Annotated in this window: 10 protein-coding genes and 2 pseudogenes; all 12 read left to right on the top strand. The window is 45.1% G+C overall.

Translation table 11 applies throughout. The annotated features are described in order from the left end of the window. Positions 1-63: 63 nt before the first annotated feature. Positions 64-1,218: a Gfo/Idh/MocA family protein gene (locus J2S00_RS06890; protein WP_307337240.1), complete on the top strand. Its 1,155-nt coding sequence runs from the start codon at positions 64-66 to the stop codon at positions 1,216-1,218. Positions 1,219-1,301: 83 nt separating this feature from the next. Next, positions 1,302-2,387: a Gfo/Idh/MocA family protein gene (locus tag J2S00_RS06885; RefSeq protein WP_307337651.1), complete on the top strand. Its 1,086-nt coding sequence runs from the start codon at positions 1,302-1,304 to the stop codon at positions 2,385-2,387. Between the two features lie 12 nt (positions 2,388-2,399). Continuing rightward, a complete protein-coding gene (locus J2S00_RS06880; RefSeq protein ID WP_307337237.1) occupies positions 2,400-3,515 on the top strand; it encodes a M24 family metallopeptidase in 1,116 nt (371 codons plus the stop codon). A gap of 23 nt (positions 3,516-3,538) precedes the next feature. Then, positions 3,539-5,608 (top strand): alpha-glucuronidase family glycosyl hydrolase, encoded by a 2,070-nt coding sequence (locus J2S00_RS06875; RefSeq protein ID WP_307337234.1) that lies wholly within the window; start codon positions 3,539-3,541, stop codon positions 5,606-5,608. 43 nt (positions 5,609-5,651) lie between these two features. Beyond that, complete coding sequence (locus J2S00_RS06870; RefSeq protein ID WP_307337231.1) at positions 5,652-6,335, top strand: GntR family transcriptional regulator; 684 nt, start codon at positions 5,652-5,654, stop codon at positions 6,333-6,335. 352 nt (positions 6,336-6,687) lie between these two features. Continuing rightward, positions 6,688-8,028 carry an extracellular solute-binding protein gene (locus J2S00_RS06860; RefSeq protein ID WP_307337228.1) on the top strand — a complete coding sequence of 447 codons (1,341 nt, stop codon included), beginning with the start codon at positions 6,688-6,690 and terminating at the stop codon, positions 8,026-8,028. Between the two features lie 77 nt (positions 8,029-8,105). Then, on the top strand, positions 8,106-9,272 hold the full coding sequence (locus J2S00_RS06855) for an ABC transporter ATP-binding protein (RefSeq protein ID WP_307337226.1): 1,167 nt from the start codon (positions 8,106-8,108) through the stop codon (positions 9,270-9,272). Next, entirely contained in the window at positions 9,269-10,132 is an 864-nt protein-coding gene (locus tag J2S00_RS06850) for an ABC transporter permease (RefSeq protein ID WP_307337221.1), read from the top strand. Before J2S00_RS06855 ends, J2S00_RS06850 begins: the two co-directional genes overlap by 4 nt. 17 nt (positions 10,133-10,149) lie before the next feature. Then, positions 10,150-11,025: an ABC transporter permease gene (locus J2S00_RS06845; protein ID WP_307337220.1), complete on the top strand. Its 876-nt coding sequence runs from the start codon at positions 10,150-10,152 to the stop codon at positions 11,023-11,025. A 34-nt stretch (positions 11,026-11,059) separates the two neighbouring features. Next, positions 11,060-12,322: a glucuronate isomerase gene (locus J2S00_RS06840; RefSeq protein ID WP_307337217.1), complete on the top strand. Its 1,263-nt coding sequence runs from the start codon at positions 11,060-11,062 to the stop codon at positions 12,320-12,322. A 17-nt stretch (positions 12,323-12,339) separates the two neighbouring features. Continuing rightward, positions 12,340-12,534: pseudogene (locus J2S00_RS06835) on the top strand (mannonate dehydratase); the annotation flags it as partial. A gap of 9 nt (positions 12,535-12,543) precedes the next feature. Further along, positions 12,544-12,855: pseudogene (locus J2S00_RS06830) on the top strand (SDR family NAD(P)-dependent oxidoreductase); the annotation flags it as partial. Positions 12,856-12,900: the final 45 nt, after the last annotated feature.

Here is a 12,900-nt window from a genome sequence, read left to right as displayed (position 1 = left end):
TATACAAGTGTGTTAGGATGCCAGAATATTGACAGTCTCTTTTGTAAGGGAGGAACATGATCAATGTTAAATGTGGCCATTATCGGGACAGGCGCCATTTCACCTGCCCACATTGAGGGGTATTTGCAGTTTCCTGAAAAGTGCCGTATTGTAGCGCTTTGTGACATTTATCCGGACAAAGCACGGCAAAAAGCAAACCACTATCACCTTGATGCAGAGATTTACGCTGATTATACTGACATGTTACACCGCACTGATATTGATCTGGTCTCGGTCTGCACCCCCCCGTATACCCACGCTCAAATTGCCATTGATTTTTTAAATGCAGGAAAACATGTGCTGGTTGAAAAACCGATGGCTTCTTCTTTGCAAGAGTGTGATGCTATGATTGGAGCCGCTGGAAAAAATCAGAAAATCTTATCTGTCATTTCACAAAATCGGTTCAGAAACCCAGTCATGAAATTGAAACGTGTGCTTGAGACGAACTTGATAGGTCCGATTGTACATACCCAAGTCGATTCGTTGTGGTGGAGAGGATACAGTTACTATGATTTATGGTGGAGGGGGACCTGGGAAAAAGAAGGAGGAGGTTGTACTTTAAACCATGCCGTGCACCATATCGATATGTTGTTGTGGATGAATGGCATGCCTTCCGAAATTGTGGCCGTGATGGGTAATGCGGCTCATCAGAACGCAGAGGTTGAAGATATATCCATTGCCATCTGCCATTATCCCCATGGTGGTTTAGCCCAAATCACAAGCTCGGTCATCCATCACGGGGAAGAACAACAGCTGGTTTTTCAGGGCAAGTACGCTCGCGTATCTGTCCCTTGGAAGGTTATTGCCTCCAAGGCAAAAGAAAATGGCTTTCCGGAAACGGATCACGAATTAGAAGCTAGAATCCAGCAAACCTATGCTGCGCTGCCCGATATTCAATACGAGGGACATACAGGGCAAATTGATGATGTTCTGCAAGCTTTAGAGGGGAAAAAGGATGTGCTTGTTGATGGACACCAAGGCCGGCAGACCCTCGAGCTGATTACAGCGATATATCAATCGGCCAGTTTGGGTCAGGCTGTCCCATTGCCGTTAAGGCCAGACAGTCCTTTTTATACGAGAGAAGGCATTTTGAAAAACGCGAAATACTTTTATACAAAGGAAAAAAGCATCGATAATTTTACTGTTGAGGAGATTACAACAGGCGGCAATTATGAGTGAGGCAGCAGATAGGTGTCGGAATTGATCTAATCTTTATAGTTTTGTACACCGTTTAGCAAGAAAGGCGTGAATGAATGATGAATGTGAATAAAAGCGATGGCATGAATTATGCACCCCAGGGTAAGTCAAATGCGGTTGTGAGTCACGGTGAGTTTCCTTTTGCGGCGCTAGGTTTAGACCATGGTCACATTTATGGTATGTGCAACGGCCTGATGGAAGCGGGAGCTACTTTAGCAGCTGTTTACGATTCAGACCCCGAGAAAGTGAAACAATTTACTGCTAGGTATCCAGGTGTTAAGGTAGCCTCTTCGGAAGAGGAAATTCTCCAAAACCCGGATATCAAACTGGTTGCTTCTGCTTGCATTCCTGTAGACCGGTGCGACCTGGGGCTGAGGGTGCTTGATCATGGCAAACACTATTTCGCCGACAAACCTGCTTTCACTCGGCTGGACCAACTGGACAAAGCCAGAAAAAAGACGGCGGAAACAGGTTTGAAATGGGCGATCTACTACAGTGAACGGCTGCATGTTGAAAGCGCCATCTTTGCCGGAGAGCTGATTAAATCCGGTGCGATTGGCAGGGTTGTGCAAGTCATAGGCACAGGCCCTCACCGGGCTAATGTGAACAGCCGGCCTGCCTGGTTTTTTGATCCCGCTTATTACGGGGGCATCTTATGTGACATCGGCAGTCACCAGATCGAGCAATTTTTATATTACGTTGGCGCCAAGGATGCCAAAGTGTTGCATAGCAAAGTGGCCAATTATCATTTTAAACAGTATCCAAAATTTGAGGATTTTGGCGATGCTACGCTGGTGGCAGACAACGGGGCTACATTTTACTTTCGTGTCGATTGGTTCACGCCAGACGGATTAGGCGCCTGGGGAGACGGACGCGTCATGATCTTAGGCACAGATGGTTATATTGAGGTTCGGAAATACATTGATATTGCCCGTGACAAATCGTCCGATCATGTCTACTTGGTCGATCATGAGGGAGAAAAATATTTTAACCCGTCGGGACAAGTGGGCTTTCCCTTCTTTGGCCAACTCATATTGGATTGCTTAAATGGAACGGAAAATGCCATGACACAGGAACATGCCTTTAAGGCAGCGGAACTGAGCATAAAAGCACAGCAACAAGCTTTGCGCATAGAAACACCTAACGATTGAGGAGCGTGCAAGATGAGTGCAACTGAAAGATACATGGATATGGAAATAAAGCTGGCCAGAGTCCGCCAGTTTTTGGGAGAAACAAAATTTGACGCTGTTTTCTGCCAACGGCAAGACAATTTTGCCTGGCTGACGAGCGGGGGCCATAATGGCATTCCGTATAACAGTGAACGGGGAGAATGCGGACTGCTGGTGACGCAGGACCAATTCTATCTGGTGACTAATACCATTGAAAAACCGAGAATCGTAGACGAAGAAGTAGCCTCACTACCGATTGAGGTGGTGGAGTACCCTTGGTATGAGGATATCAGTGTCGCCATCCGTAAGCTGGTTGATCCCGGGCACGTGATCACTGACGTGCCAATGGAGGGGCAAATGCACTATGCTGGAGAAAAATTGTCCCGTCTCCGTTTCTCCTTAACAGAAGTTGAAATGGAAAGGTACCGTTATTTAGGAGAAACGGCAGCAGCAGTCATGGAACAATACTGTATGCATATTAAGCCTGGGCAGACGGAACTGGAAATAGCGGCAGGGCTTAATGAGAGATACCTGGCCCAAGGCTTCCTTCCCACCGTGACTCTGGTGGCTTGTGACGAACGTTTGGACCGGTACAGACATCCTGTGCCAACACATCATCGGTTTGAAAAGAAATGTATGGTCGTTTCTTGTGTCGCCTATAAGGGGCTCATTGTGGCCTTAACCCGCCTCATTCATGTTGGCCAACCGTCCCAAGAGATGAGCGAGAAGTTTAAGCGGACAGTGCAGATTGATGCAGAATTAATGGCCGCTTCTCGGGTTGGTGTGCACACCAAGGACATGTTTGAGTTCATCAAAAAGCAATATGCCGCAGTGGGTTATGATGGCGAATGGAAACTGCATCATCAAGGCGGGGCTATTGGCTATCAAAACAGGGATTATATCTTGACACCCTCTGTGGATTTCCATATTGTGGAGAACCAGGCTTTTGCCTGGAACCCGTCCATACAGGGCACCAAGTCAGAGGATACGATTATAGTGAGAAAAGATAAAACCGAAATCCTCACTGTATCCCGCAGCGGTTGGCCTCAGCTTACCGTTCAAACCCAAAATGGCACAATGCTGAAGCGGCCAGATATTTTTGTCCTATGAACATCAGACAGGAGGTGTGATCATTGAATCATTACCATTGTTGGTTGCAGTACCGTCCAATGACAAACCAAAGCTTAAGACAATCTTATCAGCAATGGCTGCGTTGCGTCTCATTACCGGGAGGTCATCCTTCTCCCCTTCTGCAATCAATCAGGGATGAACTCAACCGGGGTATTGGGGCCATGCTGCAAATGCCTGTCGATTTTGTGGAGGGCTCTTCCCCACAAAACTATTTGACGGTGATTGGCAAACCGAACCAACCGCTGGTCCGGGAATGTTTAGGTCCAAAGCTTGTGGAAGACCTCTATCAGATGAAGGATGAGGCCTATTGTATACGGACGGTGGCCCAGGCAGAGGGCGGCCGTATCGTGATCACCGGACACACTGACAGGGCTTTGTTGTACGGTGTCTTTCACCTGTTAAGATTAATGCAAATGAATGAGCCCTTGGAACAGCTGGATATCCGTGAGACTCCCCGCAACCCGCTGCGAATGCTGAATCATTGGGACAACATGGATGGCAGCGTCGAACGCGGTTACGCTGGCAGCTCCATCTTTTACGAGCATGGCCGGATCACAACCAATGAGCAACGTATTCGCGACTATGCACGCCTCTTGGCTTCTGTGGGAATCAACAGCATTGCGATCAACAACGTGAATGTGCACGAAACGGAAACGAAGCTGATCACCCCGGCATTTTTGCCCGATGTGGCCAAGATCGCCGGCATCTTTCGCAGCTATGGGATCCAGATCTTTTTAAGTATCAATTTTGCCAGCCCGGTGGAGCTGGGGGATCTGGATACGGCAGATCCGCTGGATTCTGCAGTGCGTCAGTGGTGGAAGGAAAGAGCCAAGGACATTTATCAATACATCCCTGATTTTGGCGGATTTTTGGTCAAAGCAGACTCTGAACACCGACCCGGTCCGTTTACTTATAACCGCACCCATGTAGACGGAGCCAATATGCTGGCTGAAGCTTTGCATCCCTTTGGCGGCATTGTCATTTGGCGCTGTTTTGTCTATAACTGCATGCAAGACTGGCGGGACCGTCAGACAGACCGGGCCAAGGCCGCTTATGATCATTTCCAGCCGCTGGACGGCAAGTTTTTGGATAACGTCATCTTGCAAATCAAAAATGGCCCGATGGACTTTCAAGTCCGCGAACCGGTTTCACCGCTGTTTGGTGCGATGGAACAAACCAATCAAATGATGGAGTTTCAAATTACGCAGGAATATACGGGACAACAACGTCATTTATGCTATCTCGTCCCACAGTGGAAAGAGGTGCTTGATTTTGATACCTATGCTAAGGGTGAAGGTTCAACAGTTAAAAGAATCGTTGACGGTTCTTTGTATGGGTTCAAACATAGCGGCATCGCGGGTGTGGCTAATGTGGGGAGCGATGAAAACTGGACTGGGCATACCCTGGCCCAAGCCAATTTATATGGTTTCGGCAGATTAACATGGAATCCCGATTTGTCAGCTGAACAAATCACCGAAGAATGGATCCGCTTAACCTTTGGCCCTGATCCACAAGTCATTGAGACCATTGCTCATATGCTGCTCTCCTCCTGGCGGATTTATGAAAATTATACGGCCCCGCTGGGCGTGGGCTGGATGGTCAACCCGGGCCACCACTATGGGCCCAACGTTGATGGGTACGAGTATTCACGCTGGGGAACCTACCATTATGCCGACTGTTTTGGGATTGGCGTGGACCGGACAATGAAAACAGGAACCGGCTACACAGCCCAATATTTTTCTCCCAACAGGGAAATGTATGAATCGCTGGACACTTGTCCGGATGAATATTTATTATTTTTCCACCATGTTCCGTATACGCACCGCTTAAAGTCTGGAGAAACGGTGATACAACATATCTACAATACCCACTTTGAAGGCGTCGAACAGGTGAAAGGATTAATTGAAAAGTGGAAGAGGCTAGAGGGGAAATTCAACCAACAGACCTTTGACCACGTCTTAAGCCGGTTGATGGAACAGCTTGAGCATGTCAAAGAATGGAGAGATGTGATTAATACGTATTTCTATCGCAAATCGGGAATACCTGATGAAAAAAACAGAACCATCTACTAGCAAGTGGTATAAAAACCTGACACGACTAAGGAGTTGCAGGCCAATGAACATAAATGCCAACTTTCCTGCCCATGTTTCTGTCCGTTCAAGTGTGTATCAAACGATTAAAGATGAAATTATGACTCTGGCTTTGCTTCCAGGCCAAAAAGTGACGGAAAATACGATTGCCGGGCGGTTAAATGTCAGCCGGACCCCGGTGCGGGAAGCCTTTTTAAAATTGTCACAGGAAAAGTTAATCGAGGTTTATCCACAACGAGGGTCATTTGTGTCCCTCATTGATCCGGAACACGTCGAGGAAGCCAGATTTATGCGCAAGCATCTGGAAATCGCGACGGTCAAATTAGCTGCTGAAAGCTTCCCGGATGAGTACCTGCTTCAATTGAAGAATAATGTGGAAGCACAAAAAAATTGTGTGCAGAGCAAGGCATATAAGCAGCTGTTTGAATATGACCAGCAGTTTCACCAACTGATTTTCACCGGTTGCAACAAACAGCGTATTTGGCTGGCTATTCAAGATTTTATGATTCATTTTAACCGGAGCCGGCTGTTAAGTTTAGCGTCAAACGAAAACTGGGGGCCCATCCTCACCCAACACGAACAGATTGTACAGGCCATAGAAGCGAAAGATCCCCAACAAGCAGAAAAAGTGATGAGCGAGCATTTAAAAATGCATGTTTTCGATATCCAAGCATTAATGGAGAAGTATCCCGATTATTTTAAACGGTAAGGGAAGGTGGTTGTACATGGTGGCTGAATCATCCCCATAGTCATTCCTCAGGAATCCTGCAGGCTTTCACAAAATGCTTACCAAGATAATAGAGAGGTTGAAGATATATCCATTGCCATTGGCCGCTATCCCCATGGTGGTTTAGCCCAGATCACAAGCTCGGTCATCCATCACGGGGAAGAACAGTAGCTGTTTTTTAAGGCAAGTACGCTCGCGTACCTGTCCCTTAGAAGGTGATTGCTTCTAAGGCAAAAGATGGCTAAGTTCGTTTAAAATCATCAGCTAGAACAAATGGAAAAAAGGGAGACTTAGGAAACAGCTTAAATAGGCTGACATATTTAATAGCTGCATTTTGAAAGCGGTATCTTTGGGATCGATTGAATGGATCGGGGATCATTTGCCAGTTAGTGCAGATTTTTCAGTAGAATCGTTTTTGGTTTGGAAGCCTTCAAATAAAGGCTTAAACATAAATACTATGTATACAAGGGGTGATACCATGAAAAGAAATTTTTTTTCGTTGTTGCTGGTGGTTTTTATCATTGGGATTATCAGTGGTTGTGGAAGTAAAGAAGGAGGAACAGATTCGTCACAGACAAGCACAGATGCTGCAGCGGAATTACAGGAGGAACGGATTACGATCACATTTTACAGTGTGGCCGGTGGGGATGAGTATTACAATGATATTTTGATTCCATTATTCGAGGAACAAATGAGCGGAAAATATGAAGTTTTATATGCTCGAGCTACTCCCCAGGAAATCATAAGCAAAATTAAAGCCCAGGGCCAAAATCCCAACATTGATGTTGTGGTCACAGGTTTGGACGGTTTACCTATGGGGATCAATGAAGGAGTATGGAAACAATTGATTCCAGAATTTGAGGAAGAAGTGAGATTTGAAGAACTGAATGATATCGCTCGAACTTATGTGGAAAAGTTCAACGGTTATGGCGTTCCTGTAACGGTGGGACCGGGAGGTCCTGTACTTGCCTACAATTCAGACAAAGTTGAACAACCTCCAACTACGTTCGTTGAACTAAAGTCATGGATTAGTGAAAACCCGGGTAAGTTTATGTATGCGGCCGTTTCATCAAGTGGACCAGCGCGTGGCTTTTTCTTTGGCTTAATTCAAAGTTTGGGTGAAGATATGAACGATCCTCAATCTCTTACACAAACGTGGGAATATCTTTCAGACATTGGGCAAATGATCGACTCTTATCCATCAAAAACTTCAGATACTTTTAACTTCTTATACGATGGCACAGTGGACATCATTCCGCATTCGCCGTTCTGGTATGCTTCATTGAAAGCGGAGGGTATTGTTCCTCCGAATATCCAAGCCGTTAAAATGGAAGACGCCAAGCAGATCATTGATGCTCACTTTTATGCCATGGTCAATAACTTGCCTGAAGAGAAGGAAAAGGCCGTTTTGGAGTTTATCAACTTTGCTATGTCTAAGGAAGCTCAGTCACAGATGCTATCTCGTGCGATGACTCCGGTCAATGAAAACGTATCAGCGGATCTTATTTTACCTGACTACCAAGAAACCTATCAAAATGTTCTCGAATTCGCATTGCCAGATTTTAAAGATGGAGATCAGTTGATTATTCCCGAAGGTGAGTGGGTGCTTTTTCCAGATATTGATATTATCAATGACCTTTACACCCAATGGGAAGAAAGGATCCTTGCTCAATAAACTGGTTTCAGAATATCGGCCTTGACTTATCAAGGCCGATATCTCACAGAAGAAAGTTTTGAAAGGAGAAATACTGAATGAGGCAGGTCATGCTTTCTGAAACCAATAGTGGGGTTCAAAGGGAGAATAACAGTGTAACCGCCACTGGGCAACGCCGATCTGGGACAAGTGTACGTCTTGAGAATTTAAGTAAAAAATTTGGTACCACCACCGCGGTACGCCAGGCTAATCTGGAAATTGACCACGGAGAATTTATGACTTTACTCGGACCGAGCGGGTGTGGAAAAACGACAATCCTGTCTATGATTTTGGGGATCCTGGAACCCAGCGAAGGCCACATTTATTTTAATAATCAGATGATAGACGCTTTACCAATGAATAAAAGGGATGTCGGTATGGTCTTTCAAAATTATGCTTTATTTCCCCATATGACAGTAGCTAAAAATGTTGGATTTGGTTTGGAGATGCGTAAAGTGCCTAAAAAGGAAAGGGAAAAACGGGTCCAGGAAGCCTTGGAAATGGTCCAACTGAGCGACTTTGCCGACCGTTTTCCAAAAGAATTGAGTGGTGGTCAGCAACAGCGTGTCGCTTTGGCCCGTGCCCTGGTTATTCGCCCCAAAGTGCTTCTGCTTGACGAACCGCTTAGCAATCTAGATGCTAAATTGCGCAAAGAGATGCGCATTCAGTTAAAAAAATTACACAGCGAGTTAAAGATTACCACGATTTATGTGACCCATGATCAGGAAGAAGCTTTGTCTTTGTCCACCAAAATAGCAGTCATGTCTAATGGCGTCATTCAACAAATCGGTACCCCGCAGCAAATTTTTCTACGGCCAAAAAATTATTTTGTGGCTAATTTTATTGGCTACGCCAATTTTATAGAAGGAACGTTAGTCGATGAAAAAGGGGGACGGTTTCTATTTAGATCTGAAAGCGGAAAAGAGTTGCTTGTCCAGAAGGATGAACATCACCGGATTGGTCAAAAAGTGATGTTAACGATCAAGCCTGAAAATCTGCGCATTGTCGATCAAGATGCAGGTGAGTCAAGTGTCAATGTCTGTCCGGGAAGGATACTGGTCAGTGATTATGTGGGTAGCACGACAGAGTATCAAATTAAGGCAGAAGGTGGAGACATTTTTAAAGTGAGTGTACTTGGCTTAAAATCTTACACACCAGGACATGATGTTTGTCTTTATTTTGATCCGGATGCTCTGATCATTATCGATAAGGAGTTGAAATCATGAATCCGGAGGCTGTTTCGAGTAAGAAAGATTACTTATTGCTGTTGCCTTCTTTGATTCCATTGTTGATTATCTTTGCCTACCCTCTGTTAAGAGGGATAATCCTCACTTTTCAACCGTATGGTGATACAGGGTTTACGTTTGAAAATTATGTACGTTTTTTTACTGAGCCAAATTACTACATGACCATTTATCGCACGTTGTTACTTGTCGTCCCTGCCGCTGTACTGGAAATGGTAGTTGCCTTCGCCATTACGTACTATTTGCGAGGAAGGATGAAAGGAAAAGGTCTGATCATTGGTTTGATTATTTTTCCCTTAACTTTAGGTTCAATCCTTGTAGACATGGGAATTATCGCCTTTTTCAAGCCGAACGGATGGTTCAATCAAATCCTTTTAAACTTGGGTTTAATCGATGAGCCCTTAAGATTGCTGTATAACTTCTGGGGCACGTTTATTGCCTTGTTTATATTAGGGGTTGCCTTTATTTCCTCTAATCTAGCTGGCATGATGGACTCCACAGATCCGCGTTTGGAACAAGCAGCCCGTTCCTTGGGGGCTAGTGAGTGGGCGACATTTCGCCGAGTTTTCTTTCCTTTAATTCGGTCCAATGTCTTAACCGTTTTTGCTCTTAACTTGATCATGCAGCTTGGGGTTTACACGTCGGCCATCTTAGTCGGAAATCCGTCTTCGGAAACCCGTACTTTTGCAGTTGTCGCTTTTGAAGAAGCGATGCGACATTTTAATTATAATATGGCCAACACCGTAGCTATGGTGATGGCACTCACTCAGCTCACGTGCCTGCTCATTGTCTTCTGGATTCGCCGACGAGGGTATGTTGGATCGGCGACGACATTCAAGTAAGTTGGAGGGACTATTATATGCAAACTTCAATATCCAACGAGGTGGAGAGTGTTTTACAAAGTCATAAACATAAATATAGAAAAAGGTTATTCAATTATTTAAAAGCTCTGCCCTTTTGGCTATTAATCATTAGTTTTATCATGATCATTTTAGGCATGACATTATCCGTTTTTTTCAGTGCTTTTGGCACGGAATGGTTTGGGACATTTTTGCCCGAGGGGTATACGTTCGAATGGATGAAACGGGCATGGGTTGCTTATGATATCGGTTCTTATTATAAGATCACACTGAAAATTGTAGGAGTAGCCACAATTATTTCATTAATTTTGAGTATTCCCAGCGCTTATGTGCTGGCTCGCAAACAATTTCCATTTAAAGATGCCTTGATTGGTTTTTATCAATTGCCGTTTACGCTTCCAGAACTCGTTTATGCTATTCCGATCGCCTCTATTTTTTATTCAATAGGGTTAGCGGAAACCATCCCTGGTCTGATTATTGTCAATCTCATTATTGGTATTCCATTCTCCGTGTTCATTCTGATTCCGTTTATTGAATCGTTAGATCCACGCCTGGAGTGGGCAGCCCAATCCTTAGGGGCGAACAAATGGCGTATGTTTACACGTATCGTCTTTCCTCAACTTATTCCAGGGATAACCGCAGCGGCGATTAATATATTTATTCGCATGTTCAGTACGTTTATCATCATTCTGTTGATTTCAGGACCTAAAACACAGACATTGCCGGTTATGGTCTTTAGCGTATTAAGCAGTGCTGGTAATCAACCACCACCTATGCTGGATGCGCTCGCCTTAACGTTAATGTTCCCTCTTTTACTTTTCGCCTTTATCAGTTTATGGCTTTCCTCATTAACCCAGAGAAGGCTTGGACAATAACACAGCCATTAAAAACGAAAGAAAGGTGGTTTTCATGCAAACTGAACAACCCATTACCCAGCCCAACGAGATAGAAAAGATTGTGGATCATGCCTTAAATCAAACGAAAATCATTGACATGCATACACATTTGTTTCCACCTTCGTTTGAATCGTTATGTTTAACAGGCATTGATCAATTATTAAATTATCATTATTTGGTTTCGGAAACCTTTCTGTGGTCTGATCTGCCTTATGAAACCTTTTGGCGCTTGTCTGAAAAGGAACGGGCCGAATATGTGTGGGAAACATTGTTTGTCCACAACAGCCCGGTCAGTGAAGCGGGGCAAGGCCTGTTAACCATTTTGCAGATGTTGGACGTGCCAGTCAGCAAAGATTTGAATCAGATTCGCCGCTGGTTTAACCAGCAACGCGATGTTCACAAATACATTGACCGGATTATGGACATGGCCAATATAGACCGAATTGTGATGACCAATGATCCCTTTGATCCTGTGGAAAGGAAGTTGTGGAAAAAGCAGCATCCGGATCAACGCTTTTTGCCTGCCTTGCGGTTAGATCCCTTGCTCAATCACTGGTCCGACACTTACCCGCTGCTGCAAAGCATGGGCTATGACGTCATGGAAAAGCTAACCACGCAAACCGTGGAACAAGTGCAACGTTTTATCAGGGATTGGATTGCCGTCATGAATCCCGTCTACGTGGCGGTGTCATTGCCCTATTATTTTAACTATCCGCAGGACAGTGTCAGCACAGCATTGCTAGATCATTGTTTATTACCGGTTTGTGCTGAATACCGTTTACCGCTGGCCCTGATGATCGGCACCAAAAGACGGGTTAATCCAGACTTGCAGCTGGCTGGTGATATGGCCGGACACGCAGAGTTAACTTCTTTAGAACATTTGTGCCGGAACTATCCGCAGCAAAAATTCCTAGTCACCATGTTATCCAGAGAAAATCAGTACGAGTTAGTGACGCTGGCTCAAAAATTTAGAAACATGATGGTGTTTGGCTGCTGGTGGTTTTTAAACACCCCTCAGCTAATCGAGGAAATTTCACAGATGAGGTTTGACCAATTAGGCAACCGGTTTATCTTTCAGCACTCAGATTGCCGCATTTTTGAGCAGTTGCTGTATAAATGGGCGCACAGCAAGCAAGTGTTGAGAGGCATGTTGGTAAAAAACTATCAGGCCTTGCTTGAGCGGGGATGGCAGCAGACCGCTGCCGATATCAGGCGTGACATCGACAAGTTGCTCTGCCGGAATTTTGTTGACTTTGTCCAGTTGCCATCATCGTGATACCAGTTGTCCAACTCGGATCTTTAGATATTTATGGCATCGTCAAAGCTTATCACGATATTGGCTATATAGGTTACGTCCGGCCGGACCATGGCCGGCATATTTGGGATGAACAATGCCGCCCCGGATACGGCTTATATGACAGGGCGCTTGGGATTATGTATTTGTGGGGTATTTGGGATACTTTGGAACGAGAAAAAATGCGGAAGTGAGGGAGAGAGATGCTGCCAATCATTGAGAATCTGCGAGGAAAAGTAGCTGTGGTGACAGGCGGTAGCGGTGTGCTTTGCGGGGCAATGGCCACGTGCTGGACCGGCAAAGTGTGGAGCAGGCCGGTCTGGACATCGAAGGGTTTGGCCAGGTGTTTGACCTCAATCTGCTGGGCACCGTTCTCCCCACCCAAATCTTTGCCAAAAGGATGATCGGGAGAAAAGGGGCTGTCATTATTCAATATATCCTCCATGAGTGCCCCCTCTCCCATGACCAAAGTGCCTGCCTATAGTGCTGCTAAAGCAGCTGTGGAAAACTTTACATAATGGCTGGCCGTTTATTTTGCTGAGGCTTATATATTTTCCATT

Origin of the sequence: Caldalkalibacillus uzonensis (assembly GCF_030814135.1) — a bacterium.
Taxonomy (GTDB): Bacteria; Bacillota; Bacilli; order Caldalkalibacillales; family Caldalkalibacillaceae; genus Caldalkalibacillus; species Caldalkalibacillus uzonensis.
Note: the sequence above shows the minus strand (reverse complement) of the source record. Positions and strands in the feature narration are given on the sequence as shown.

What these genes read in the sequence shown, in the direction of transcription:
- J2S00_RS06845 (WP_307337220.1), top strand. Translation starts at nt 10,150, where the DNA reads ATGCAAACTTCAATATCCAACGAGGTGGAGAGTGTTTTACAAAGTCAT.
- J2S00_RS06890 (WP_307337240.1), top strand. Translation starts at nt 64, where the DNA reads ATGTTAAATGTGGCCATTATCGGGACAGGCGCCATTTCACCTGCCCAC.
- J2S00_RS06870 (WP_307337231.1), top strand. Translation starts at nt 5,652, where the DNA reads ATGAACATAAATGCCAACTTTCCTGCCCATGTTTCTGTCCGTTCAAGT.
- J2S00_RS06840 (WP_307337217.1), top strand. Translation starts at nt 11,060, where the DNA reads ATGCAAACTGAACAACCCATTACCCAGCCCAACGAGATAGAAAAGATT.
- J2S00_RS06855 (WP_307337226.1), top strand. Translation starts at nt 8,106, where the DNA reads ATGAGGCAGGTCATGCTTTCTGAAACCAATAGTGGGGTTCAAAGGGAG.
- J2S00_RS06850 (WP_307337221.1), top strand. Translation starts at nt 9,269, where the DNA reads ATGAATCCGGAGGCTGTTTCGAGTAAGAAAGATTACTTATTGCTGTTG.
- J2S00_RS06880 (WP_307337237.1), top strand. Translation starts at nt 2,400, where the DNA reads ATGAGTGCAACTGAAAGATACATGGATATGGAAATAAAGCTGGCCAGA.